The 24790-nt window shown below is 71.5% G+C and carries 23 protein-coding genes and 5 tRNA genes; 9 read left to right on the forward strand and 19 right to left on the reverse strand.

Going from position 1 to position 24790, the window contains the following annotated elements:
* The 12 genes from ABZ312_RS09910 to ABZ312_RS09965 all read right to left on the reverse strand — a co-directional run bounded on the left by ABZ312_RS09910 (window position 1) and on the right by ABZ312_RS09965 (window position 6988).
* A complete protein-coding gene (locus ABZ312_RS09910; protein ID WP_500437148.1) occupies window positions 1-495 on the reverse strand; it encodes a hypothetical protein in 495 nt (164 codons plus the stop codon).
* A complete protein-coding gene (locus tag ABZ312_RS09915) occupies window positions 492-1049 on the reverse strand; it encodes a RusA family crossover junction endodeoxyribonuclease (protein WP_500437150.1) in 558 nt (185 codons plus the stop codon). The genes ABZ312_RS09910 and ABZ312_RS09915 overlap by 4 nt, the downstream gene beginning before the upstream one ends.
* Window positions 1046-1738, reverse strand: coding sequence for a hypothetical protein (locus tag ABZ312_RS09920; protein WP_500437152.1), 693 nt, complete (start codon window positions 1736-1738; stop codon window positions 1046-1048). Before ABZ312_RS09920 ends, ABZ312_RS09915 begins: the two co-directional genes overlap by 4 nt.
* A complete protein-coding gene (locus ABZ312_RS09925) occupies window positions 1735-1992 on the reverse strand; it encodes a hypothetical protein (RefSeq protein ID WP_500437154.1) in 258 nt (85 codons plus the stop codon). Before ABZ312_RS09925 ends, ABZ312_RS09920 begins: the two co-directional genes overlap by 4 nt.
* Entirely contained in the window at window positions 1989-2723 is a 735-nt protein-coding gene (locus ABZ312_RS09930) for an exonuclease domain-containing protein (protein WP_500437156.1), read from the reverse strand. Before ABZ312_RS09930 ends, ABZ312_RS09925 begins: the two co-directional genes overlap by 4 nt.
* Window positions 2723-3694: a recombinase RecT gene (locus tag ABZ312_RS09935; RefSeq protein ID WP_500437158.1), complete on the reverse strand. Its 972-nt coding sequence runs from the start codon at window positions 3692-3694 to the stop codon at window positions 2723-2725. Before ABZ312_RS09935 ends, ABZ312_RS09930 begins: the two co-directional genes overlap by 1 nt.
* 3 nt (window positions 3695-3697) lie before the next feature.
* Window positions 3698-4765 carry a YqaJ viral recombinase family nuclease gene (locus tag ABZ312_RS09940; protein ID WP_500437160.1) on the reverse strand — a complete coding sequence of 356 codons (1068 nt, stop codon included), beginning with the start codon at window positions 4763-4765 and terminating at the stop codon, window positions 3698-3700.
* Window positions 4762-5073 carry a hypothetical protein gene (locus tag ABZ312_RS09945; protein WP_500437162.1) on the reverse strand — a complete coding sequence of 104 codons (312 nt, stop codon included), beginning with the start codon at window positions 5071-5073 and terminating at the stop codon, window positions 4762-4764. The genes ABZ312_RS09940 and ABZ312_RS09945 overlap by 4 nt, the downstream gene beginning before the upstream one ends.
* Window positions 5070-5807, reverse strand: a complete 738-nt coding sequence (locus ABZ312_RS09950) for a hypothetical protein (RefSeq protein ID WP_500437164.1) — start codon at window positions 5805-5807, stop codon at window positions 5070-5072. The genes ABZ312_RS09945 and ABZ312_RS09950 overlap by 4 nt, the downstream gene beginning before the upstream one ends.
* Window positions 5804-6034 (reverse strand): hypothetical protein, encoded by a 231-nt coding sequence (locus ABZ312_RS09955; protein WP_500437166.1) that lies wholly within the window; start codon window positions 6032-6034, stop codon window positions 5804-5806. Before ABZ312_RS09955 ends, ABZ312_RS09950 begins: the two co-directional genes overlap by 4 nt.
* Window positions 6034-6414 carry a hypothetical protein gene (locus tag ABZ312_RS09960; protein ID WP_500437168.1) on the reverse strand — a complete coding sequence of 127 codons (381 nt, stop codon included), beginning with the start codon at window positions 6412-6414 and terminating at the stop codon, window positions 6034-6036. The genes ABZ312_RS09955 and ABZ312_RS09960 overlap by 1 nt, the downstream gene beginning before the upstream one ends.
* 82 nt (window positions 6415-6496) lie before the next feature.
* Entirely contained in the window at window positions 6497-6988 is a 492-nt protein-coding gene (locus ABZ312_RS09965; protein WP_500437170.1) for a helix-turn-helix transcriptional regulator, read from the reverse strand.
* 150 nt (window positions 6989-7138) lie between these two features.
* On the opposite strand from ABZ312_RS09965, the gene ABZ312_RS09970 reads away from it, so the two are divergent.
* Window positions 7139-7603 carry a helix-turn-helix domain-containing protein gene (locus ABZ312_RS09970; protein WP_500437172.1) on the forward strand — a complete coding sequence of 155 codons (465 nt, stop codon included), beginning with the start codon at window positions 7139-7141 and terminating at the stop codon, window positions 7601-7603.
* Between the two features lie 1008 nt (window positions 7604-8611).
* Here the strand turns inward: ABZ312_RS09970 and ABZ312_RS09975 are convergent.
* The 6 genes from ABZ312_RS09975 to ABZ312_RS10000 form a co-directional block, all read right to left on the reverse strand.
* Window positions 8612-8684, reverse strand: a tRNA-Lys gene (locus ABZ312_RS09975).
* An 89-nt stretch (window positions 8685-8773) separates the two neighbouring features.
* The gene (locus ABZ312_RS09980) at window positions 8774-10333 is read right to left on the reverse strand and encodes an amino acid permease (protein WP_500359173.1); all 1560 of its coding nucleotides are present in this window, start codon (window positions 10331-10333) and stop codon (window positions 8774-8776) included.
* A 59-nt stretch (window positions 10334-10392) separates the two neighbouring features.
* Window positions 10393-13500, reverse strand: coding sequence for an FG-GAP-like repeat-containing protein (locus tag ABZ312_RS09985; protein ID WP_500437174.1), 3108 nt, complete (start codon window positions 13498-13500; stop codon window positions 10393-10395).
* Window positions 13500-13631 (reverse strand): hypothetical protein, encoded by a 132-nt coding sequence (locus ABZ312_RS09990; protein ID WP_500322620.1) that lies wholly within the window; start codon window positions 13629-13631, stop codon window positions 13500-13502. The genes ABZ312_RS09985 and ABZ312_RS09990 overlap by 1 nt, the downstream gene beginning before the upstream one ends.
* Window positions 13632-13882: 251 nt before the next feature.
* Complete coding sequence (locus ABZ312_RS09995; RefSeq protein ID WP_500437176.1) at window positions 13883-15922, reverse strand: DEAD/DEAH box helicase; 2040 nt, start codon at window positions 15920-15922, stop codon at window positions 13883-13885.
* A 208-nt stretch (window positions 15923-16130) separates the two neighbouring features.
* A complete protein-coding gene (locus tag ABZ312_RS10000) occupies window positions 16131-16619 on the reverse strand; it encodes a hypothetical protein (RefSeq protein WP_500322618.1) in 489 nt (162 codons plus the stop codon).
* A gap of 261 nt (window positions 16620-16880) precedes the next feature.
* Here ABZ312_RS10000 and ABZ312_RS10005 point away from each other — a divergent pair, with 261 nt between their 5' ends.
* The 8 genes from ABZ312_RS10005 to ABZ312_RS10040 all read left to right on the forward strand — a co-directional run bounded on the left by ABZ312_RS10005 (window position 16881) and on the right by ABZ312_RS10040 (window position 24176).
* Window positions 16881-17231, forward strand: coding sequence for a metallopeptidase family protein (locus ABZ312_RS10005; RefSeq protein WP_500322617.1), 351 nt, complete (start codon window positions 16881-16883; stop codon window positions 17229-17231).
* A 49-nt stretch (window positions 17232-17280) separates the two neighbouring features.
* Window positions 17281-18876 (forward strand): metallophosphoesterase family protein, encoded by a 1596-nt coding sequence (locus tag ABZ312_RS10010; protein ID WP_500322616.1) that lies wholly within the window; start codon window positions 17281-17283, stop codon window positions 18874-18876.
* Window positions 18877-18969: 93 nt separating this feature from the next.
* Window positions 18970-19042: transfer RNA gene (locus tag ABZ312_RS10015), tRNA-Glu, on the forward strand.
* A 321-nt stretch (window positions 19043-19363) separates the two neighbouring features.
* Window positions 19364-19438: transfer RNA gene (locus tag ABZ312_RS10020), tRNA-Asp, on the forward strand.
* A 4-nt stretch (window positions 19439-19442) separates the two neighbouring features.
* Window positions 19443-19519: transfer RNA gene (locus ABZ312_RS10025), tRNA-Phe, on the forward strand.
* 236 nt (window positions 19520-19755) lie between these two features.
* Window positions 19756-23682 carry an ATP-dependent RNA helicase HrpA gene (gene hrpA, locus ABZ312_RS10030; protein WP_500437178.1) on the forward strand — a complete coding sequence of 1309 codons (3927 nt, stop codon included), beginning with the start codon at window positions 19756-19758 and terminating at the stop codon, window positions 23680-23682.
* Between the two features lie 72 nt (window positions 23683-23754).
* Window positions 23755-23829, forward strand: a tRNA-Asp gene (locus tag ABZ312_RS10035).
* A 137-nt stretch (window positions 23830-23966) separates the two neighbouring features.
* Window positions 23967-24176, forward strand: a complete 210-nt coding sequence (locus ABZ312_RS10040) for a DUF6274 family protein (RefSeq protein WP_500322614.1) — start codon at window positions 23967-23969, stop codon at window positions 24174-24176.
* A 264-nt stretch (window positions 24177-24440) separates the two neighbouring features.
* Here the strand turns inward: ABZ312_RS10040 and bldC are convergent, their stop codons facing one another.
* Window positions 24441-24647, reverse strand: a complete 207-nt coding sequence (gene bldC, locus ABZ312_RS10045) for a developmental transcriptional regulator BldC (RefSeq protein WP_003949541.1) — start codon at window positions 24645-24647, stop codon at window positions 24441-24443.
* Window positions 24648-24790 lie beyond the last annotated feature (143 nt).

Genomic DNA, 24790 nt, shown 5'->3' on the forward strand with positions numbered 1-24790 from the left:
TCACCGCCTCGCCGCCGTCAGGGCCCGCAGCCACGTGTCGGAGAGGTGGGCGCCGGCCACACAGCGCGGGTAGTCGCACGTCGACAAGTGCAGTACCGGCCCCTCGGGCTCCCGCCCGTGGTGGATGGCGAACCCGATCCGGTACGCGGTGCGGTACCGCGCGCCCAGGCCGACCACGGGTGTCCCGCGCGCACTGAGCGACCCGGTCCAGTGCATGTGGCCGCCGTCGACCGCGACCGTCCGCGCCTCGTACGCCTCTTCCCAGGAGCCGGCCGTGCGCCGCCGCCCGCGCGGGTAGGGCGCCAGGCCCATCTCCCGGCGGATCCGCGACACCCGGTCCTTACGGCAGCGCAGCAGCCGGGCCACCGACGCACACGACACGTCCGGCCCGGTCAGGGCCGCGGCGATCTCCTCGTCCGTCGCATGCCGCACCACGAGCACCGAGTCGAGGGCTTCCGCGATCTCCTCGATCGTGATGCCGCCCACGCCGGTCACCCGTCGCCTCCGGCCGCCAACGACCAGACGCGGATCACGGCGCCCGGGCCGTCGAGGACGTCGGGCACCCGGCCGTGGTCGGTGGCGTACCACTTGCCGAGGCGCAGCATCTCCACGACCTGCGCATCGTCCCGGTATGCGCCCCCCTCCGTGAGGGCGTCTTTCGTAGCTCTCAGCACCTTGTCCAAATCGGGCTTGACGTCCGGCCGGACCGGAGCCGACGGCAGTAGCCGGGAGGCGTTCCGGCCCTTGCCGTAATGGGACTTGGGCCGGTCGAAGGTGAACACGACGGACAGCGCCACGGGGCCCAGCAGGGGCCGCCATCCGCGCCGCTTCGTGCGGGCCTCCAAGGTCCGCCACGCCACCTCGGCCCGCCACGGCTTCACCTTCGCCGATGACTCCCGCATGCCGCCGCTGGCGGTGCGCGTCTTGGAGCCCTGCGGCCCGGGCACGCCCCGGGCGGTGATGACGAGGAGCGGTTCCGGCAGGGCCAGCGAGGGGAGGGCCCCCGCCACGGGGGCGGGGACCTCCTCGAACAGCGTCGGGGCGTTCACTCGGCGCCACCGGCCGGACCGGCCCACGACGCGAGCGCCGGAGCCATGCGGATCTCCAGGAGCACGATGTGGTCGGCGTCCTCCACCGCACAGTTCGCGGCCGCGTCGAGGAACTTGCCGGGCAGGTCGCCCGGCTGGAGGCCGCTCGCGCCCACCAGCTGATCGACGTGGACGGTCACGGGCTCGTCCGTCTTCCACGCGGTCACCACGACCTGCGCCGTGCGTGCCCGCTCGTCGACGTCCATGACGACGACCGGGCCCCGCTTCCACTCGTCCAGCCGGCGAGCCGACAGGTACACGTGCCCGAGGTCGGTCGGTTGCGGCCGCAGATCCACGAACTCGACGAGCCATCGCCGCGTCAGCTCCTCCAGCGGCCCGAGCAGCCCGTCCAACACCTCACCGTCGGCGAGGCCGCGCAGCAGCTCCTCCGCCTCCCCAGACAGGCCCTTGCCCATGGCCAGCCGGGTGAGGCTGATCTTCGCCGCGTGCCAGGCCGCGGTGCCCGTCGTGGACTCCGCCGAGCACGGGCAGCCGTCGACGGTCGCCCGGTGCTCGGCTGGCGTCGACCCGGCACAGGCCGACACCGTCGTCCGGCCCCGCGCGCACAGGGCGGCGGTGCAACAGGGGCAGTCGGGGCAGTCCTGCCGTGCGGGTCGCACGTACTCCGGGCCGAAGGTCTCAACACTCATTGGTCACCCGCTGTCTCGTGTCCGCAGCTCCAGCACCGGCGGGACCCGTCGCCACGCATCGCGTGAGGGGTCCGGCGCCCTTCGCGCTGGCACTGCTCGAAGTCGTTGGAATCGGCGTCGACCTCGCCCATCTCGGGGTCGCCGTCGCAGTCGTCGTCGAGGGCACCCAGGTCCTCGAGGAACGTCGTTGTGGCATCGGACATCGCCGCCCGCAGGCGGCCGGCCCGGGCGCGGAGCGCGGCGAGGGGGCTCATACGCGCTCACCCATCCCCACCGGCCACGCCGGGACGATCGGCCAGTCCTCACGGACCCCCGCCGCCAGGTGCTCCCGGCCCGGGGTGCGGGCGAAGTAGGCCCGCAGGTCGACGGCTTGCTCGCGCGCCCATCGGGCCTGGTCCTCGTGCAGGGACTCCAGACTCAGGTCCGTCAGCCAGTCGTGCCGGGCGGCGATCTCCCACACCACCGCGCACGCGGCCTCGGCGTCGGCGTGCGCGGAGTGCGCGTCGAGCAGGGGCACCCGGTAGTGCCCGCACAGGTCGGTCAGGGTCCGGCGGCCGGGCCGCCACGGATCGGTGTGCTTGTCCAGGACTCGCGGGTCCAGGACGTATGGCACGGACACCGAGAACAGGCCCCGCTGCCCGTACCGGACGGCCTCCGCCTCCAGCATCGTCAGGTCGAAGGAGGCGTTCATCGCCACGATGGGCAGGCCGCGTTCCACGGCCTCCGCAAGCGCGATCTTCACCTCGGCCACGACCTCGGCGGCCGGGCGGCCCGCAGAGCGGGCCACCCGGGTCGAAATGCCGTGCACTGCCGTGGCCCCGGCCGGGATCTCGACGCCACCGGCGTCCGAGAGCCACGACCGGGAGTCGAGCGTCTGCCCGTTCTGCCAGTAGACGACCGAGGCCGTCACGATGCGGTCCGTCTCCGGGTCCGTGCCCGACGTCTCGAAATCGACGCCGACAAGGACCCCTTCGTGCCAGGACATCAGCGGCGCCCCTTCCGGATGGCGCGGCGGCGGAGCGTGTTCCGCTTCACCAGGACCCGGCGGGGCTCGTGCGCCGCGCGGGCGGGCACCTGCGGCGCCTCCGCGTCGGCGTCCTGCCGGGCCGCGATCCACGCCGCCTCGCCGGGCGCCGGCGGGGCGTGGAGGATCTGCGGGGTGCCGGAGTCCCCGGCGTCGTCCGCAGCCGCCAGCGCCGCCAGCTCGGGCGACATAGGCACATATTTCGGCAGGCGACGGATAGCCGACTTCGTCCACATGTCGTCGAACCGCAGGTGCCAGAACGAATCGAGCCGCCCGGATTCCTGGGCCCGCTGGTACGCGCGGCTGTGCTCGTCGCGGATCTGCTCGGCGTCCTCCCGACTGAGGACGATCACCTGCGAGCGGGCGCCGCCCTTCATCCAGCAGAACGCGTACGCGAGGATCGGCTCCCCGCGCTTCTCCCGGGGCAGCTCCACGCGCGCCCTGTGCGTGAAGTCGTCCGGCGGCGGCGCCGACGGCTCGTAGTGCCACTCATCGCCCTCGTAGATCAGGCCGACCCGAACCGAGTCGATCTGTCCCGACAGGTGCATCAGCTCGATGTAGCCCTGATACATGGGCACGAACACCGCCAGGCCCTCGTCGGCGACGATCGCCGCCCGGCGCCCGTCCGGGACGAGCCCGAACCGGGCGCAGGCCAACAGCGCCTGCAGCACGCTCGCCGGCGAGCAGCGGGCCAGGGACGGCAGGACCGCCCGCACGGCCGCGAAGAAGCCGTCACGGTCAACGTGCGCGGGCAGGGCCTCCGCGAAGTGCTGCTCATACCGGCGGAGGAAGTCCATCGCCACCTGGGCGGCCTCGGGCTCCTCGGCCTGCTGTGCGGGGATGATGCCCTCCGGCACGAGGCTCCGCGCGGTGGTGCGCTGGGGGTTGGCCGTGGTCGCGGAGCGGACCCGGTCCTTGAGAGAGGTCGTCATGGGTCACAGCTCCTTGGTGGTCGGGCGGAGAACGCGGGCGCGGAACTCGGCGTAGATCTCGGGCTTCTCGGCGGAAAGCCGTTCGGTGTCGAGGACCGGCGCATCGGTGGTGTACTCGGCGGCCAGCTCGGGGTGGGCCTCGCGGAACTTCTTGGCCGCGAAGGTGCCGTTGGCCTTCCACGACCACGCCTGCTTGCCGTCGGCCTTGGCGACCTCGGCCTTACCGGTGAGGAGGCGCATCTCGTTCTCGACCGTGCGCAAGGCGTGGTCGAGGACCTTCTCCTGCGCCTTGAGGTCCGCCCGGCGGGCCAACAGCTCCTTCGCCGTGGCGAGGTCGACGGTGGCGACCTCGTCGGGCTTGACCGACCACAGCTTGGCCAGGAGGTTCGTCGTTGCCTCCAGGCCGTCAGGCGGGGGCGGAAAGCCCTCCACCACGTGCTTCTGGAACCAGTTGCCGCAGTAGTCGACGAGGTAGCCGATCATCTCCTCGTCGCGCGCGATGCGGTGGTAGCGAAGTTTGTTCCCGCCGACGAGCGCGGTCACCCAGGCGTAGTCCCAGCCGCCGACCGCCATGTACCAGTGGGCCTGGAGGGCCGGGGCGTCCGGGACGCCGTCCTCCCAGTCGTCGATCTGGTACTCGCTGCGGTTCTTGCACTCGACGGGGGCGACGACTCCGCCGTCCTCGTCGAGGGCGTACCGGTCCACGTTCGCTCGCATCCACGCACGCTCGTTGTGGACGAGCGTGCCGGGCGGCTTGGCCACGGCCACGCCGGACCGCTTGCTGAACAGGTACGCGATGAAGTCTTCGATCTCCCGACCGACTTCGGCGTACTCGGTGTCGCCGTCGAACGTCGAGCGGCCGTGCTTGGCCTCGAAGACGTGCCGGGGGCTGGAGTACTTCCCGGCCAGGCCGAGGATCGCAGCGACATCCGAGCCGCCGATCCCGGCCCGGCGCACCGCGTGCCACTCGGCCTCGGGCGCGTCGGCGGGGAGGAGGAGGTGAGCGGTCGGCGCTTCGGGCCGACCGGCGGCCGGGGCCAGAGCCCCGGCGCGCTCGGTGGTGATGGTCACTGGGGGACCCTCCTGGTCATGACGAACAGGGCGCCGCGGCAGCTCTCGCAGCGGCAGCCGAGGGGATGGCGGGCGGCCGCGATGCGACGCAGGCCGGCCAAGGCTTCGATGTGGGCGGCGATGTCGATCGGGTCGCCGTCGAGGGAAGGCGGGAACGGCTCTTCGCCGCGCACGAGCGCGTCGGCGTAGTAGCGGGTCGTCCGCAGATACCTCGTGGAGTTCTCCGAGGCGGAGACGCGCCGTCGGGCTCCGTCCACCACCGCGGTGACGCGCGGGTGAACCGGCCTGCTCTTGCGGAGTTCGGTCATCGCGGGCCACCCCCGCCGAGGACGTGGAGGTGATGCGCGGCCTGCTTGGCCGACATCTGGCCCCGGCGACTCTGCAGCTCGTTGCGGATGATCTGGGCGGCCTTGGTGTGCCCGGCCTCTTCTAGCGCGGGCACGACCTGCGTGGCGTGCATGGAGCGGGCGCCCCTGGCGGCCGTCAGGATCGTCTGGACGGCCGCGCCGTACCGGCCGCCGTCAGGGATGGCGGGGACGGCAGGCAGGCCCCGGGCCTCGGCCAGCACATCCCGGTAGTCGTCGCGGTGGTCACAGGGATTGGTCCAGTGGTCCCAGACGTACCAAGAGTTGCGGGCTTGGATCCGCTGCGGGATGACGCGGTCGAAGCCGCGGGGGCCGCCGCAGCGCGGGCACAGCGAGCTGATCGTCACCCTGACGACTGGGATGCCGTCGCTCTCGGTGTCGAAGTCGGGCACGTTCACGGTCATCGCCACCGGCAGTTCCGGCACCTTGGGCAGACCGCGCCCGCCGACGAACCGCACCCACAGGACCGCCCCGGCATCGATGTTGGCGGTGTACGCCTCAAAGTCGCCCGCCGGGCGGTACGAGGTGTTGACGCCGCGCTCCACGTTCGACGCGATCATTCGGGCGGTCTTCCTCGACGAGTACACGGCGGCCAGCACCCACATGCCGCGCTCGCCGCGAGCCATGACGGCCGCGCCCTTGTGGTCGGGCATCCGCTGGCCCAGGCGGGGGGTCATGCGATACCGCCCGTGCGCGGGCGGGGCATCGCGGCGATCGCGGCGCGGGCCGCGAAGTTCGACGGGTGCCGCAGCTCCGCGCAGTCCTTGCACGTGGCGGCGTCGTGTGGCGGGGCCTGCGTCCGGTCGGTGAGGATGCGCGCGAAGGCGACCGCGACGGGCAGCGCGAGAGCCGCTAGGCCCATGGCCGCGAGAATGCAGGCCTTGATGGTCTCGACGACGTCCATCAGTGGTTGCCTCCGGTCGGGATGAGCTCGGCCGGGTAGTCGCCTGCGAACTGGGCGCGGAGCCTGGCGGCTACGTCACTGCCCGGGGCAGGGCTGGACTCCCAGACGTCGAAGTGCACGCCGCGCCAGATGCTCTGCAGGTCGGTCACGCGGGCGAGGTCGGCGCCGCGCTCGTAGGTGGTGGTCACCGGGGTGCCGCCGATGACCTCGGCGACGCGGGCTACGAGGCCGGGGCCGTCGACGAGGTGTTCGCGTTTGCCGACGATCCGCCCGTCGGAGGTGACGGCCCAGTCGAAAGTGCCGTCGAGCTCCGGGACTCGGACCACGAGTTCGGCGAGAGCGATTCCCGCCTGGTACTGGGGGCTAGCATGGAATGTCATCGGGTCTACCTCTTCTTCTGGTGGTTGAGGTGCCGGTGTTCTGCGGGGCTGTTCGGACGGGCAATGTCCGACGGCCCCGCGCTCATGAGCGGCTTGCCGCCGCTTCCTCCAGCTCCTGGGGCTGGGCTTCCAGCACGGCGCGCGGGCAGTTGAGGGCCTGCGCAAGCTGGGTGACGTTCGTGGGAGCGGCGTTGCGGTGGCCGGACTCGATTTCGTCGAGCACCTGCTCTCCGATCCCGATGCGCTCGGCAAGGGCCTGTTTCGTCAGGCCCGCCTGCTCCCGGGCGTAGGTGACTGCCTCCGGCGCGATGGCGTCCGCCTCCGTGAGCGCGGCGCCCCGCTTGGCCTCCAGTGCGACGCGCGGGCAGGACAGGGCCTCTGCGAGCTGCTTGATGCGCTCGGGGGTGGCGTTGCGGCGGCCTGACTCGATCTCGCCCATCAGCTGCTCGCTGATCCCGATGCGCTGGGCGAGGGCCCGCTTCGTCAGCCCTGCCTGTTCCCGGGCGTACGTGACTGCCTCCGGGGAGTGATTCAGGGGTCGCTTACGCGGACCGTGTGGGGAGGAATTGGTCATGATCCGAAACTAGCGCGTAGTAGGGCGTAGTGCAAACAATTCGCGAATAGTGATCGGTGTGTTGCGTAGGAGCGGGCTCCTACGGGCGAAAACACGACAGAGCGGGAACCGCCGTAGCGCAATAGCGCGTAGTTGTGCGAAGCTCGATTCATGAGCGATGCCCAGCGCCCGGAGGCCCCAGCCGAGGCCAAACTCATCCAGGCCGCACTCAAGAAGTCCCGGCTCACCGCCCGACGAGCCGCCAGCAAGGCAGACCTGAGCGAAGCGCGCTGGCGCCAGATCGTCAGCGGCTACCAGTCCGTCAGCGGCTCCTACATCCCCGTCAAGGCACCGGCGGAGACTCTCGCGCGGATGGCCCAGGTCGTAGGGGTCACCCCCGACGAGCTGACGAAGGCCGGCCGCGCGGACGCCGCCACGGAACTCGCCGACCTGGAACTGCTCGCACCTCCGGCGTCCACCGGCTACGCCAGCGACCCGCACATCGACGCGATCGCCGCCCTCCTGGCAACCCTCCCGCCGGAGGCGCAGGAGGAGGTGCTGCGCCGCGTCGGTCGTACGACACCGCAGGCAGACGACTACGGGTTGCCCGAGAGGCAAAGCCGTCACGCCGGATAGCGCAAGCAACGTACGGTAACGACTTCATCACGGATCGCTACAATCTGCGTAGCGATGCGTAGGCCACGACCAGGATGTCCTTTCGGCATCAAGTTCTGAAACGTTCTTCAACTGAAGAGGGGCACACGTGGTCGTGGTCGTTGTCCTGCTCGCCGGCGTGCTGGGCGCAGCCGTGCTGGCGATCGTCTTACTCAGTCGGGGCTACCAGCGGAATCGGCAGCACATCACGGAGCTACGCGCGGAGGTGACGGCCCAAAAGATCGCCGCCATGGCGAAGCCGGGGCCCCGTCACGCGGCAGCCCCGCCCGAACCGGACCGGCGCAAAGGGCACCTCGCTCTCTACATCGGCGGCGGCATTGCTGCCGCCCTCGCCTCCTTCGGCGGCCGCCTCCGCTCGGCTATCCGCGCGCACCGTGCCGTCACCGTCGCCGTCGCATCGGTCGCCGCGGCCGGGACCGCCGCGGCGATCACCATGGCCGGCGGCACCGGCACCGCCCCCATCGACGAACCGGCCCGCGCGCCCGGCCGCATGGCCCCTGCGCCGCCCGCTGAGCCCGAATCAGCGCCCGTAGCGGAAGAGGAGACGGACCGCGAGCACCCGGCCGTCCTGGAGCCGCGCAGGGACCCCGAGGAACCCGACGTCCTGCCCTTCAGCGCAGAGGGGGGAGAGACCCCCACGGCGCCCCCTCCGGCGCCCACAGTCCAGCCCTCCACCTCGCCGACCCCGCCCCCGGTCGCCAGCACCCCGCCGGCCTCACCGGCCCCGGCGCCGTCTACCACGTCCCGCCCGGACCGCTGTCTGCGCCTGCCGCCGGTGGTCGAGGTGTGCGCACCCAGGGGTGAGCGCCAACGGGCGGCTTCTGTGCGGCCGTCGAGCCGTCCCGCGAGGCACCCGAGCGCCCCGCGCGACGCTGACAAACCGCACACTTCGGTTGAGCACCGGTTGAGCTAGCGATCTTCAAACGCCAGAGGCCCAGGTCAGAACGCATCTGACCTGGGCCTCTTTCGTAGGCCGTGTGGGACTCGAACCCACAACCAATGGATTAAAAGTCCACTGCTCTGCCAATTGAGCTAACGGCCCGCACCCCGCAGCATAGCCGGACGGCGGCCGTGGCTCCGAGCGCATTCGGCCCGTGCGGCGCGGCCGCCGCCGGCGAGGGGGCGCGGAGATCAGCCGGAAGGGCCGGCCGGGGCGGGGGCAGGGACCGGGTCGGGGAGCTCGGCGGAGGCGGGGCCGCGGTCCCGGAGGAACCAGTGGCGGGCGGAGACGAACCACCACGTCGCGGCGAAGCCGAGGACGACCAGCACCGCGATCGGCGCGTAGTTGAAGGTGTCGACCGTGACCGGGCTGACCTGGGGCAGCATGAAGAGCACGGTGATGAAGACGACCCACGTCACGGCGATGACGCCGATCGGGCGGGACCAGCGGCCGAGGTGCCAGGGGCCGCGCTCGAAGTCGTCCCCCTTGCCGAGGCGCAGGAAGGTCGGGATGACGTACGCGATGTAGAGGCCGATGACGGCGATGGAGGTCACGGCGGCGTACGCGGTCAGGTTGATCAGGTACGGCAGGCCCAGGACGAGCGCGCCGAGCGCGGCCAGCCAGACGGCATTGGTGGGCGTCTTGGTCCGCGGGTTGATGCGGTGCCAGACCGCGGAGAAGGGCAGCGCCCCGTCGCGCGAGAAGGCGTAGATCATGCGGCTGTTGGCGGTGACGGAGGCCATCCCGCAGAAGAGCTGGGCGCCGATGACGACGAGCAGCAGGAGCTTGCCGCCGACGTCGCCGAGGCCGTCGATGAGGATCTGCGCCGGGGGGACGCCCGTCGGCGTGTCGAGGACGTCGTCGTAGGACCGGATCGCGTACGTGAAGCCGAGCAGCAGCACGAAACCCGCGATCCAGGAGATCCATATGGAGCGGACGATGCCGCGCGGCCCGGCGGTGGCGGCGTCGTGGGTCTCCTCGGTCATGTGGGCGGAGGCGTCGTAGCCGGTGAAGGTGTACTGCGCCATCAGCAGGCCGAGCAGGACCACGTAGATACCGCTGCCCCAGCCGGTGTTGTTGACGAAGTGGGTGAAGACGAACGACGTCGACTGGTGCCGGTCCGGCACGAAGGCGAGCGCGCCGACGATCAGGCCGACGCCGAGCACGTGCCACCACACGCTGATGTCGTTGAGGAGCGCGACGATGCGGACGCCGAAGGTGTTGAGCAGCCCGTGCAGCAGCAGGATCGCGGCGAACAGGACGATCGTGTGACCGGGGGTGCTGCTGAAGCCGAACTGCAGGTCCAGGTAGGCGTTGAGGAAGCTCGCGGCGCCGAAGTCGATGCCGGCGGTGACGGCGACCTGGCCGAGCACGTTGAACCAGCCCGCGAACCAGGCCCAGGCGGCGGCGCTGCGCGGCGGGGCGAGCCGGTGGGCCCAGTAGTACAGCCCGGCGGAGGTCGGGTACGAGGAGCAGATCTCGGCCATCGCCAGGCCGACGACCAGCGTCATGAGCCCGACCGCCAGCCAGCCCCAGGTGATCACGGCGGGGCCGCCGGTGTTCATGCCGAAGGCGTAGAGGGTCAGGCAGCCGGAGAGGACCGAGATGATGGTGAAGGAGACCGCGAAGTTGGAGAACGCGGACATCCGGCGGGCCAGCACCTGGGTGTAGCCGAGTTGGCGGAGGCGTTCCTCGTCGGAGACCGGGGCCGGGGGCCCGGCGGCCTCACCCGGTTCTTTTGGAATTGTCATGCCCCCAGCGATTCCCTCGCCGGGGGCGTGATATGCGTCACAGACGCGTCCGGAACTGGCTAGAAAAGGCTCTTGTACACGCCCCAGCCGGTGCCGATCTTGGTGCGGCTGCCGAAGGTGCCCTTGCCGGTGCCGGCGTAGCGGTACAGGTTCCCCGCGGTGTCCCGGGCGATCAGGTCGCCCTTGCCGTCACCGGTGATGTCCCCCACGCCCGCCAGCGCGTTGTACGAGGCACCCCAGTTCGAGGCGAGCTTCACCCGCGGCCGCAGATGCCCCTTGCCGTCACCGTCGTAACGCCACAGGACGTTCGCCTTGTCCTGGGCCAGCAGATCACCGATCCCGTCACCGTTCAGGTCCCCGGCACCCACGATCTTCTTGTAACCCGTCCACTTCGACGCCAGCTTCACCCGCACCGCAAGCTTCCCGTTGCCGGTGGCCTTGTGCAGCCACACGTCCGAAGTCGACGTCTGCCGGGCGATCAGGTCCGGACGACCGTCTCCGCTCAGGTCACCCGCCGACGTCAGCACGTTGTACTGCTGGTAACCCGTTCCCAACGACAGGCGGGGGCTGCTCTTGGTGATCGCCCCCTGGCACCGGCCCGCGTAGCGGAAGAGCTCGCCCACGGTGTTCCTTACGAGGACGTCGGAGCAGCGGTCGCCGTCGAGGTCGCCGAAGGGGACGAACCGGTACCCGGTGTTCCATCCGGGCGTGCCGCCGGCGTAGCCCGCCCCCGGGGACGGGAAGTCGAGCATCCCGTCAGGGGCCAACGCCGCCAGCTCCCCGGCCCCGTCCGCGTCGAGGTCCCGCCAGGCGCTCCTGGCCCCGGCCAGCTGCATGGTCCCGGTGTGCGCCGTACGGAAGCCGCTGCCGTCGCCCACGTCCACGCTCAGCGTCCATGTGTGGCGGCCGCCCGTCACCACGGTGCCGTGGTCGTCGGTGCCGTTCCACTCCGTCGTGATCCGCGCCCCCTCGTGGGCGGTGCCGCGGACGGTGCGCACGGCCTTGCCCGCCGCGTTCCGGAAGGTGAGGCTCCAGCCCGCCGGCGGCCGGGACAACTGCCAGGTGCCGTGCCAGACGTTCTGGGGACCCGGCCACCTCAGGTTGATGTAGTCGTCCGTGGTGGCTTCGATCGACGTGACCGGCGAGCGCGGCACGGTGACGCGCTTGACGTGGATCCTGTCGCCGGCGTCCACGAAGGCGACGTCCCCGCCGTACTTGTCGACGGTCCAGCTGATCCGGCGGTCGGAGACCAGCTCGTCCTCCGCCGGCAGGTCGGCGAACTCGCCGGTGACCGCCGCCGTACCCGCTCCGCCGTGGAAGTCGGTCAGCAGCAGCTTGCCCGCCGCACGGTCGTGGCGGACGAGGAAACCGTCGCCGAGCAGGGCCTCGCCCGAGGGCACGGCGATGCTCTTCCTGCCGGTGCGGTCCCAGACGCCCGCCGTGCCCGTCGGCCCGCAGGACCAGTACACCCAGCGGCCGACCGTCTGCAGTTCCTGCGGCACGCAGCCGGCTCCGACGTCGACGGCCGACGAGGTCTTGCGGGTCTTCAGGTCGAACACGTCGAGCGTGCCCTTGGCCGGTCCCGGTTTCCACAGTTCGGTACCCCAGACCGAGGCGGCCGTGGTGGTGCGGGTCAGCGTGACGTTGTTCTCCCGATGCTGTTCGAAGTCCCCCACGTACTGCTTGCCCCCGGTGCCGTCGTCGGCGACGGTGTAGCGCCCGGAGGAGTCGACGATCCGGTTGCCGGTGTTCGGCAGGATGACCGAGGCCAGCGAGCTCGGGGTGCGGGGCGAGTTCACCGAGACCCCGTGATCGGCGTACGCGGTGTGCCCGTCGCCCAGGGCGTGGAGTTCGACGCAGTCGGAGCCCGCCTGGCAGGGCTTGTACCAGTTGTGGAGCGGGAAGAGCAGCGTCCGCGGCCCGGGCTCGGGGGCCCCGGTCGGCGCCAGGTCGAACTCGTACAGCGACCGCAGGGAGCTGCCGTCCGCGTCGGTGGCGACGGACAGCTTCCCTGCGCCGAGGGCGAGGCCGTCGACCCGGGAGTTGACCGCGTGGAGGGGCATGACCTCGGTGACCACGGGCTGGGCTCCGGAGGCCGTCACCCGGCGCACCGCCCAGTCCGTCACTCCGCTGCCGCCGACGACCAGCACACTGCCGTCCGCGGCGATGACGAGCTGGTTCGTGGCGTACGTCAGCAACGTCCGGGCCTCACCGCCGCCCACCGGGACCACGCTCAGCGTCTCACCCGGGCGCGACCTCAGCGGTTCCGGGGCACGCGCGACCACGATCCAGTCACCCACGAGGGCCAGCGTCACCGCGGGCTGGAAGGACGCGCCCTCCAGCGGGGGGATCACGACCGCCCCGGGTTCCGCGGCCGTGTCGGCGCGCGGGACGACCCAGGCGGTCAGAGCGCCCGCGGAGCCGAACCAGCCGAGCACACGGTCGGCGGACAGCGCGATCCTGGACGGTGGCGTGGCCAGCGAGCCGAACAGGCCGGTGACCGCGCCGGTGGCGTAGTCGACCAGCACCAGACGCTTGCCGGAGGGGCCGCCGCCCAGTTCCAGCACCGCTCCGCGCAGGTCCTGGGCGACGGTGCGGACGGATGTGTACCCCTCCGGCAGCGCGTCCGACGGCAGGGCGACGTCGGTCACCTGCCCCTCGGCGGTGCGCAGCAGGTGCAGTCCGGTGATCGTGCCCCCGGCGGGCTTCTCGTAGGTGAGGACCTCGGACATCGTGAACGCGCCGGTGACGTACCGGCCGGGGGGAAGGGCCGTGACGACGCGCTCGCCGCTCGCCAGGTCCAGCACCGACATGCTCTTCGACGCGGGGAAGCCCATGAGCCCCGAGTTGAGCAGGGCGCTCATGGCCGTGATCGTCGTCGTCCCGCCGCTCGCGAAGTCCGTCCACAGGTACGAGCCGTTGCCCTCCTGCGTGTGCAGGAAACCCGAGCCGCCGGCGGTGTACAGCGTGTCCCTGAACGGCGTGGAGCGCACACCGGCGGGGAAGACCGCCTCCGGCGGGGTGCCCGGGTCCGCGGCGGCCGGCAGCGCCACCGGGCCCAGCCCGGCGCCCAGCAGGACGATCACGGCGGCGGCGAGGGTCCTGCGGCGGGCGCCGGGGCCCGCCGCGGGAGTCCTGTCCGGAGCGGAGGTTCCCGTGCGGGCCATCAGAAGATCCCCTTGAAGGTGTTCCAGCCGGTGTCGGCCACGGCGGCCGTGCCGGACGAACCGAGTCCTACCGCGAGTACCGCGCTGACGAGCGCGGCCGGATTGCCGCGCACGAGGGCACGACGGGTCACCCGAACCTCCTGCGTCCAACAAGGCGAGAGGCGTGAGGGGCGAACGGACACGGCTCGGCGCGCGCGCACGAAAGGCGCTGCGCAGCTCTCAAGCCCCCGGCTGTACCCCCCCACGCAAGTGGCCAGAGCCTAACAGCCGGCGCACAGGAAGAGAAGGTCTGCACCAGCCGCCCGACCTGGGGCTTTCCCCGAAACGGCAGGGGCCCGGCAGATGGACGTCCATCTGCCGGGCCCCTGCCGTTCAGCTGGGGTCAGCCGTTGCGCTTCCAGCGCGGCTTGTCCGTGCGGCGGTCGAAGCCGCCGGTGGGGCGGTGGTCGTCACGACGGCCGTACGGGCGGCGGTCGTTGGCGTCACGGTCGCGGTTGAACGCCGGGCGGTCGTCACGACGGTCCCGGTTGAAGGGGCGGTCGCCGCCGAAGTGGCGGTCACGCGACTCGTGGGGGCGCGCCGGGCGGTCGTCGCGGCGGTCGTAGGAACGCGCCGGGCGGTCGTCACGGCGCTCGAAGCCGCGGTCACGGTCACGGTCGCGGTTGAACGACGGGCGGTCGTCACGACGGTCGCGGTTGAACGACGGACGCTCGTCACGACGGTCCCGGTTGAACGACGGACGCTCGTCACGACGCTCGCGGTTGAACGACGGACGCTCGTCACGGCGCTCGTACCCGCGGTCACCGCGGTCCCGGTCGCGGAACGACGGGCGGTCGTCACGACGGTCGTCGCGGCGGCGCTCGTAGTTGCCCCGGTCGTCACGGCGCTGGAACGTGCGCTGCTCCGGCGCGGAGCTCTCCGCGGCCGGGGCGGGGACGCTCGCCGCGGCGGCGACCGCCTCGGCGGCCTCGGCCTGGGCGGCGGCCACGGCGGCCTCCGGGTCCTCGCCGCGCTCACGGGCGGCACGGGCGGTGAGGCGGTCGGCCTCCTCGCGCAGTTCGGCGGCCCGCCGCTGCGCGCGCTCCAGGGACTTGGCGAGGTCGGCGACCTCGCGCTCGGCCTGCTGGGCGGCGTTGCCCGCCGCGTCCGCCTGCACCTCGGTCAGCGACCGGGCACCGGTGATCTGGGCCACGTCCTCGTCGAACGCCCCGGCCCCTCCGACGACGTGGCGCGAGGCGTCGACGCCCGCGTCCTCCATCAGCCGGAAGATCTGCTTGCGCTGGTGCGGCAGGGCGAGCGAGACGACCGTGCCGGACTGGCCGGCGCGGGCGGTACGGCCCGAGCGGTGCAGGTAGTCCTTGTGGTCGCCGGCCGGGTCCACGTTGAGGACCAGGTCGATGCCGTCCACGTGGATGCCGCGGGCCGCGACGTCGGTGGCGACGAGGACGTTGACGTAACCGTCCTTGAAGTCCGCCAGGGTGCGGGTGCGGGCGCCCTGGGTCATGCCGCCGTGCAGGGCGTCGGCCTTGACGCCCGCGTCGCGCAGCTGCTCGGCGACGCGGTCGGCACCCATCTGGGTGCGGACGAAGATGATGGTGCGGCCCTTGCGGGCGGCGATGGCGGCGGTGACCGGGGCCTTGTCCTTGGGCTTCACGACCAGGACGTGGTGGGTCATGGTGGTGACCGCGCCGGCCGAGGGGTCGACCTCGTGCGTGATCGGGTCCTTCAGGTACCGCTTGACCAGGGTGTCGATCTCGTTCTCCAGCGTGGCGGAGAACAGCAGCCGCTGGCCGCCGGCCGGGACCAGGTCGAGGATCTCGGTGACCTCGGGCAGGAAGCCCATGTCGGCCATCTGGTCGGCCTCGTCGAGGACGGCGATCTGCACCTGGTCCAGCGCGCAGGCGCCGCGCTCGATCAGGTCGCGCAGCCGGCCCGGGGTGGCGACGAGGATGTCGACGCCGCGCTCCAGGGCGTAGATCTGGTTCTGCATCGAGGTGCCGCCGCAGACGACCTTCATCTTCAGGCCGAGCACGTCGCCGTACGGCTGCAGCGCGTCCGCGACCTGCATCGCCAGCTCGCGGGTCGGGGTGAGGATCACACCGCGCGGACGCTTGCGCTCGGTGCGGCCCTCGGCCAGGGAGGTGAGCAGCGGCAGACCGAAGGAGAGGGTCTTGCCGGAGCCGGTACGGCCGCGGCCGAGGATGTCGCTGCCGGCCAGGGCGTCGGGGATCGTCGCCGCCTGGATCGGGAAGGGGGTGGTGACCCCGTTCTGCGCCAGCTTGCGGACGATCCCCTCGGGCAGGCCGAGGTCGCCGAAGGTCACGCTGGGGGTTTCGGGAGCGGTCTGCTCCTCGGTGACGGCCTCGTCGGTGCCGTCGGTGTCGATGGGCATGGCGGAACGGTCGGCAGTGTCAATAGACATGCTGAAGCTAAAACCTCTCGGAGATTTCGGCACGCGCCAGCTCCGGAGGTTGCTTACAACCGCCTCGATGCGGTCAGCCACAGGAGAAAAGGAACGCGCCAACGCGGCGCGCTTCGGTTCGGCGCCGGGCAATGGGATCAAACGATCTACCAGCATACGCATACGAGACCGCTTTGGCCAATTCGGTCCTCTCGGCCCCTCCCGTTCCTCATGTGGCGCCGTTCACCGAGGGCGCGCTGGACGGCGACGGCTCGGGCGACTCGCCGCCCCCGGACGGCGGCGGCGAGCTGTCCCCCGGCGAGGACGTCGTCGACGGCCGGTCCGACGGGGGCGAGGACTGCGAGGGCCGCCCCGAGGACGAGGGGCGCCCCGACGGCTTCCCGCTGTGGGAGCGGTCCGGGCCCTGGGTCGGCCCCGGTACCGACTCCTGCGCCGACACCGACGGCGAGCCGGCCCCGGGCGCGAGGGCCCCGGGCCGCCCCTCCACCCCGCCCGGGCCGCCGGGCAGCACCATCCCGCCGTCCTCCCAGGTCCCCCCGGCACCTCCGGCCTCCCCGGCGACACCGGAGGAGGCGCCCTTCGGGTGGGCGTCGCCGCCCGCGCCGCCCACGCTCACGCAGCCGGTCACGGAGCCCAGGGCGAGCACGGGCAGGAGCAGCACGGCCGCCGTACGCGCGCGGGCGGTGGCAGGGGTCACGGAGGCACCTCTGGTGGATCTGGCGGGACCGGTGGGTCCGGTGGGTCCCGCGGGGGCGTGGCGGGATCGGGTTCCGCGCTGCCCAACGGGCCCACGGCCCTCGGGGACACGCCCGTACGGGCGGGAGCGCGCCCCCGCGGCGACCGGCCCGCCCCCGCGGGTCACCGAACGGCTGCCACCCGGCGCCCCCTTGGCGCGCCCCGGTACCGCAATCCGCGCCGGACGCTGCCCGAACGGCCGTCCGTCCCGGACAATGGCGGTGTGCTGGAGATGTCACGCGAAGCGTTCGAGGAACTGGTCAGCGACGCGCTGGACCGGATCCCGCCGGAGCTGACCCGCGTCATGGACAACGTGGCGGTGTTCGTCGAGGACGAGCCCGACCCCGCCGATCCGGAGCTGCTGGGCCTGTACGAGGGGACGCCGCTGACCGAGCGCGGGGAGTGGTACGCGGGCGTCCTGCCGGACCGGATCACGATCTACCGCGGCCCGACCCTGCGCATGTGCAGCACGAAGGAGGAGATCGTGCACGAGGTCGCCACGACCGTCGTCCACGAGGTGGCACACCACTTCGGCATCGAGGACGAACGCCTGCACGAACTCGGCTGGGGCTGAGCCCCGGTGGCCCCCGGCGGGCGCGCGGGGGACGTCCGTCGGGCGGCGCATGGCCCGCGACGGCCGGGGGCATACGTCGGCAATGGTCCGTGTTCGCTCTCGTGTGCCCCGTATCCGTGACCTGTGGCGCCGCCGCCGCACCGCCGAACCGCCCGCCTCCTTCCTCCCCCTCCCCCCGGCCCGCCCCTACCTGGGCGCGCTCGGGTTGCTCGCGGTGACCCTGGTGGGCGGCTGGCTCGGCCTGGTGGTGCTGGGCAGCATCGAGGAACCGGTCGGCCCGATGAACACCCGGATGTCGCTGCACCCGTCCTGGACCGGGGACACGAAGGTCAACATCTCCCCGCTGGGCTCCCTCCAGCTCGACAGCCACGACGGCCCGCTGCGTCTGGTCGTGGACGTCGACACCCTCGACCCCGACCGGGCCCGGACCCTCGTGCGGCACCCGGAGCGGATCAGCGGGCTGCAGAGCGAGGTGGCCGCCGACGTCGAGCACAGCACGACCGAGCTCGCGCTGCGGTCCTCGGTGGCCGCGCTGACCGGCGCCACCGCCCTCGGCCTGGCCGTCTACCGCAGGCCCCGCCGCGCCCTCGCCGCGGGCGGGCTCTCCCTCGCGGTGCTGGCGGCCTGCGCCGGCACCGCGTACGGCACCTGGAACCCGCGCAGCGTCCTGGAACCCCGGTTCTCCGGGCTGCTGAGCAGCGCCCCCTCGGTGGTCGGCAACGCGCGCAGCATCGTCAGCGACTTCGACATCTACCAGCAGGAACTCGCCCGCCTGGTGACCAACATGACCAGGCTGTACGACGCGACGTCCACGCTGCCCGCGTACAACCCGGACCCGACCACGCTGCGCGTGCTGCACGTCTCGGACATCCACCTCAACCCGGCGGCCTGGCAGATCATCGAGTCCGTCGTCGCCGAGTACAAGATCGACGTGATCGTCGACACCGGGGACCTGATGGACCACGGCACCACCGCCGAGAACGGCTTCACCTCCGCCATCCCCGACCTCGGCGCGCCCTACGTCTTCGTCCGCGGCAACCACGACTCCATGGACAGCCAGCGCGCGGTCGCGGGCCGGGCCAACGCGTACGTGGTCGACGACGGCCGGTCCGTGGTCGTCAAGGGGCTGCGCATCGCCGGCATCGGCGACCCGCAGTTCACCCCGGACCGCTCGGTCGAGGCGGCCGGCGACCCGTCGGAACGGGTGGCCGGACAGGAGCTGGCCGACGCCATCCGTCGGCAGAACGCCACGGGCGCCAAGGTCGACATCGCCGTCGCCCACAATCCGATCGCCGCCGCCCAGACGGACGGCACCGTCCCGCTGATCCTCTCCGGGCACACCCACACCCGGGACGTCGACGTCCTCGAGCACGGCAGCCGGCTGATGGTGCAGGGCACCACCGGCGGCGGCGGACTGCGCGCCGTCGAGGGCGACACCCCCCAGAAGGTGGAGGCCTCCGTGCTCTACCTGGACCGGGACACCCACGCCCTCCAGGCCTGGGACGAGATCACCCTCGGCGGGCTCGGGCTGTCCACCGCCGAGGTCTCCCGCCACCTCCCGGAGGAGGTGGAGCCGGGCCGCGCCCCGTCCCCCTCCTCCTCCCCCTCGAAGGCGCCCTCCGCCACGGCGACAAGCAGCCCGTGAACCGGCCCGTAAACCGTTTTGGCGATCCCCCCTCGCATCCCATATCCTGCTGACGCGTCCCGACGGCCGAAGATTCGCCCGGCGGGCCACCCAGCCCTCATCGTCTAGTGGCCCAGGACGCCGCCCTTTCAAGGCGGTAGCACGGGTTCGAATCCCGTTGGGGGCACATACGTCGTCTGCGTCGTCCCGCAGACCATGCGCGTTGGCAGTGCGGCCGGTTCACCGGCGGCGCTGCCTTCCGTGTTTTCCGGGCCGGAACCGGCGCCTCCCCCTCACAGGCCCGCAGGTCACGCGTGCGTGGCACCGCCCGGGGTCTGATACGCTGGTCCAGCGAGATCGGCCCGCCAGTGCGTGTCCGACCGGTCACCGAGAATCACCGACCGGGAGACGTCCACCAACGATCCGTTCCTCGCACAGCGCGGCGGAATCCCGTTGGGAGCACGCACAAACGTGTGGGAGACTGTCTCTCGCGCAGAGCGCAACGCAAGGTCCTGTGGAGCAGTTTGGAGTGCTCGCCACCCTGTCAAGGTGGAGGCCGCGGGTTCAAATCCCGTCAGGACCGCGCTGGCTGGGTAGCTCAGTTGGTACGAGCGATCGCCTGAAAAGCGATAGGTCGCCGGTTCGACCCCGGCCCCAGCCACCAGCAACCCCCGTCGAGTTCCTCGGCGGGGGTTTCGTGTTCCCGGCGGCCGGCCCTCCCGGCGGGCCCCGCAACCGACCCCACGCGCGGGGGAGTCACGCCGGCCGTGTCGGTGCCGTCGCGAACACCACCCGCACCACCGTCGCCCACCGGGCCGCCGGGCCGGTCCTCCGGGGCGGGGATCGCCGGGGGTAATGCGTTCGCCCGGGGGGCGCGGCGGATGCGATGCTGGAACGCGTATGTCTACGCAGCCCCCCTCCCCCGCATTCGGCGAGCTCGGCGCACGGCTGGCCGAGCTCACCCTGCGCGACGCGCAGCGCCTCGGCCGTCGCCTGGACGGCGCACGCCGCATCCGCAAGCCCGAGGCCCGCTCGGCCGTGCTGACCGAGATCGGGGCGGAGATCGACAAGGCCGCGCTGAAGGCCGACGCGCGGCGCACCGCCATACCCGCGATCAGCTACCCCGAGCAGCTGCCGGTCAGCCAGAAGAAGGACGACATCCTCGAGGCGATCCGCGACCACCAGGTCGTGATCGTGGCGGGCGAGACCGGCTCCGGCAAGACGACGCAGATCCCCAAGATCTGCCTGGAGCTGGGCCGCGGCGTCCGCGGCCTGATCGGTCACACGCAGCCCCGCCGCATCGCCGCCCGCACGGTCGCCGAGCGTGTGGCGGAGGAGCTGCGCACCCCGCTGGGCGGGGCGGTCGGCTGGAAGGTCCGGTTCACCGACCAGGTCGGCGACGGCACGCTGGTCAAGCTGATGACGGACGGCATCATGCTGGCCGAGATCCAGACGGACCGGGATCTCCTCCAGTACGACACGATCATCATCGACGAGGCCCATGAGCGCAGCCTCAACATCGACTTCATCCTGGGCTACCTCGCCCAGCTGCTGCCCCGCCGGCCCGACCTCAAGGTCGTGATCACCTCCGCGACGATCGACCCCGAGCGCTTCTCCCGGCACTTCGGCGACGCGCCGATCGTCGAGGTCAGCGGGCGTACGTATCCCGTCGAGGTGCGCTACCGGCCGCTGCTGGCCGAAGGGGGCGGCGAAGCCGACGAGGCCGACCGCGACCAGATCACCGCGATCTGCGACGCGGTCGACGAGCTCCAGGCCGAGGGCCCGGGCGACATCCTGGTCTTCCTCTCCGGCGAGCGCGAGATCCGCGACACCGCCGACGCCCTGAACAAGAGGCAGCTGCGCCTCACCGAGGTCCTGCCGCTGTACGCGCGGCTGTCCTCCGCCGAGCAGCACAGGGTGTTCCAGCGCGGCACGGGCCGCCGCATCGTGCTGGCCACCAACGTCGCGGAGACCTCGCTCACCGTCCCCGGCATCCGGTACGTGATCGACACGGGCATGGCCCGCATCTCCCGCTACAGCCACCGCACCAAGGTGCAGCGGCTGCCGATCGAGCCGATCAGCCAGGCCAGCGCCAACCAGCGCAAGGGCCGCTGCGGCCGCCTCGCGGACGGCATCTGCGTCCGGCTGTACTCCGAGGACGACTTCCTGTCCCGCCCGGAGTTCACCGACGCCGAGATCCTCCGCACCAACCTGGCCTCCGTCATCCTGCAGATGACCGCCGCGGGCCTGGGCGACATCGCCCGCTTCCCCTTCATCGACCCGCCGGACGCCCGGAACATCAAGGACGGCGTCCAGCTGCTCCAGGAACTGGGCGCGCTGGACGGCCAGAAGCTCACCCAGACCGGCCGCAAGCTCTCCCAGCTGCCGGTGGACCCGCGGCTGGCCCGCATGGTGCTGGAGGCGGAACGCAACGGCGTGGTCCGCGAGGTCATGGTGATCGCGGCCGCCCTGTCGATCCAGGACCCGCGCGAACGCCCCCAGGACAAGCAGCAGCAGGCCGACGAGAAGCACCGCCGCTTCGCCGACGAGACCAGCGACTTCATGGCGCTGCTCAACCTGTGGCGGTACGTGCGCGAGCAGCAGAAGGCGCTGTCCTCCTCCGCCTTCCGCCGGATGTGCCGCACGGAGTTCCTCAACTACCTGCGCATCCGCGAGTGGCAGGACATCTACAGCCAGCTGCGCACAGTCGCCAAGACGATGGGCATCCACCTCGCCGAGGGCGACCACGAGGTCAACCTCCAGCACGTGCACCAGTCGCTGCTGGCGGGCCTGCTGTCGCACGTCGGCCTGAAGGACACCGACAGCAAGAACGAGTACCTGGGCGCCCGCAGCGCCAAGTTCGCGGTCTTCCCCGGCTCCTCGCTCTTCAAGAAGCCGCCGCGGTGGATCATGTCGGCCGAACTGGTGGAGACCTCGCGGCTGTGGGCGCGGGTCAACGCCCGCATCGAGCCGGAGTGGATCGAGCCGCTCGCCCAGCACCTGGTGAAACGGTCCTACAGCGAACCGCACTGGGAGAAGGACCAGGCCGCGGTCATGGCCTTCGAGAAGGTGACGCTGTACGGCGTGCCGGTCGTGGCCGACCGCAAGGTCAACTACGGCAAGATCGACCCGGAGACCAGCCGGGAGCTGTTCATCCGCAACGCGCTGGTCGAGGGTGACTGGCGCACCCACCACCAGTTCTTCCACGACAACCGCAAACTGCTCGCGGAGGTCGAGGAGCTGGAGCACCGGGCGCGGCGCCGCGACATCCTCGTGGACGACGAGACGCTCTTCGACTTCTACGACCGCGTGGTGCCCGAACACGTCGTCTCCGGCGCGCACTTCGACTCGTGGTGGAAGCAACAGCGCAAGGAGCAGCCGGAGCTGCTCAACTTCGAGCACTCCATGCTGATCAACGAGAACGCCGAGGCCGTCACCAAGGACGACTACCCCGACTCCTGGCGCCAGGGGAAGCTCAAGTTCCGTGTGACGTACCAATTCGAGCCGGGCGCGGACGCGGACGGCGTGACGGTCCACGTCCCGCTGCAGGTGCTCAACCAGGTCACCCCGGACGGCTTCGACTGGCAGATCCCGGGCCTGCGCGAGGAGGTCGTCACCGAGCTGATCCGCTCGCTGCCCAAGGCGATCCGCCGCCACTACGTGCCGGCGCCGAACTACGCGAAGGCCTTCCTGGACCGCGTCGTCCCCGTGCAGGACCCTCTTCCCGAGACCCTCGCGCGGGAGCTGCAGCGGATGGTGGGCGTGCCCGTCACCGCCGAGGACTTCGACCTCGCCAAGGTCCCGGACCATCTGAAGATCACCTTCCGGGTGACCGACGAGCGCCGCCGCAAGCTGGCCGAGGACAAGGACCTGGAGGCGCTCAAGCTGCAGTTGCGGCCGAAGACCAAGGCCGCGATCAGCAAGGCCTTCGACGCCGCGGGCTCCATCGGCATCGAGCGGCGCACGGGCCTGAAGCAGTGGACGGTAGGCGCCCTGCCGCGCACCTTCGAGACGCGGCGGTCCGGGCAGCCGGTCAAGGCGTACCCGGCGCTGGTCGACGAGGGCGAGAGCGTGGGCGTACAGCTCTTCGACACCGAGGCCGAGCAGGCCGCGGCGATGTGGCGCGGCACCCGCCGGCTGATCCTGCTGAACGTGCCCACGAACCCGGCGAAGTTCGCCGCGGACCGGCTGTCCAACCAGGACAAGCTCGCGCTGTCGCGCAGCCCGCACGGCTCGGTGACCGCCCTGTTCGACGACTGCGTCACCGCGGCCGCCGACCGGCTCATGGCCGAGCACGGCGGCCCGGCCTGGGACGAGGAGTCGTTCCGGAAGCTGTACGACTCGGTGCGGGCCGACCTCGTCGAGCTGACCGTCAGGATGGTCGCCCAGGTGCGCCAGGTGCTGGCCGCCTGGCAGGCCTGTGAGCGCCGCCTGAAGGCCGCCCAGAGCCTCGCCCTGGTGGCCAACCTCGCGGACGTCAAGGAACAGCTGGGAGCCCTCGTGGGGCCCGGTTTCGTGACCGCCACGGGGGTGCGCCGGCTGCCGGACCTGCTCCGCTACCTGGTGGCCGTCGACCGGCGGCTGCAGCAGATGCCCACGGGCGTCCAGCGCGACACCACGCGCATGGAGAAGGTCCGCGAGATCCAGACCGAGTACGCCGAGCTGCTGGCCGCCCAGCCGGCCGGGCGCCCGGTCCCCGAACGGGTGCGCGACATCCGGTGGATGATCGAGGAACTGCGGGTCAGCTACTTCGCGCACGCCCTCGGGACGGCGTTCCCCGTCTCGGACAAACGCATCTTCAAGGCCCTCGACGAAGCCTGGGGCTGATCGGGTTCGCAATCACCCTCTGACCTGCTGTACAGTCTTCCTCGCGGCCAGGGAACGACGGCCGCGAAACCTGGTCCTGTGGAGCAGTTTGGAGTGCTCGCCACCCTGTCAAGGTGGAGGCCGCGGGTTCAAATCCCGTCAGGACCGCAGTGAAAGCAAGGCCCGCGTCCAGCGAAGGACGCGGGCCTTCTTGCTGTGCGCGGGACGGACGGCGTGGCCGGGACGCGGTTGCGGAGGGTGCGGGTCCCCTGGTTCCGGCCGTTCCCGCGTGGTACGCCTGGCACATGAGCGCGACGCCGAGGGACCCGGGCCCGCCGCCCCGGGACGTGACGCGGGCGCTGCTGCGCGCGCACCTGGCGGCCGCAGCGGGGGGCGGACGGCGGCACCTGACCCGGCACTGCCCGGTGTGCCACCGGCTGATGCGGCTGACGTTGCGGCGCACCGCCGTCCCACTACCGCACGAGTCCGGAGGGGAACAAGACTCCGGCATGTGACGGGAGTCACGTGAAGAGTTCCGGCTCTGAGGGAACTTGGGGGCTCCTGTGGGACCGTCAATTTAATATGTGCAATTGCACTCATGACAGAGGGCCCAGTCCTCACAAGACGGACACACCACACGCACAAAAAAGATCGCACCGGAGCCGGCGGACTCCGGTGCGATCGACGTTTCCTACGGGCGTCCCTGATGGGGGCAGGGACCCTTCGGAGCGGGCGTTGCGGCGGGTTGGGGGCCCCGCGTGGACGCCCGTTTGTTCAGGTCAGGCCTCGCTGCGCTGCTGCGGAATGCCCGCGAGCAGTGCACGGACCTCCGCCTCGCGGTAGCGGCGGTGCCCGCCGAGCGTGCGGATGGACGTGAGCTTGCCAGCCTTGGCCCAGCGCGTGACCGTCTTCGGGTCCACGCGGAACATCGTGGCAACCTCAGCGGGGGTCAGCAGCGGCTCGGCATCAGGGGTGCGAGCGGTCATGAGCGGCCTCCTCGAGAGAACCGAACCAACACGGTTCTTTCCTCTAAATTCTGCACCTTGACCCGCGTTGCCCGAAATGGCGGACGCGGGCCGAGTCGGTAATAGGACGAACGGCTTGTCCTTGGCACTACAACTACACCATC

The organism is Streptomyces sp. NPDC006207, assembly GCF_040613835.1.
Taxonomy (GTDB): domain Bacteria; phylum Actinomycetota; class Actinomycetes; order Streptomycetales; family Streptomycetaceae; genus Actinacidiphila.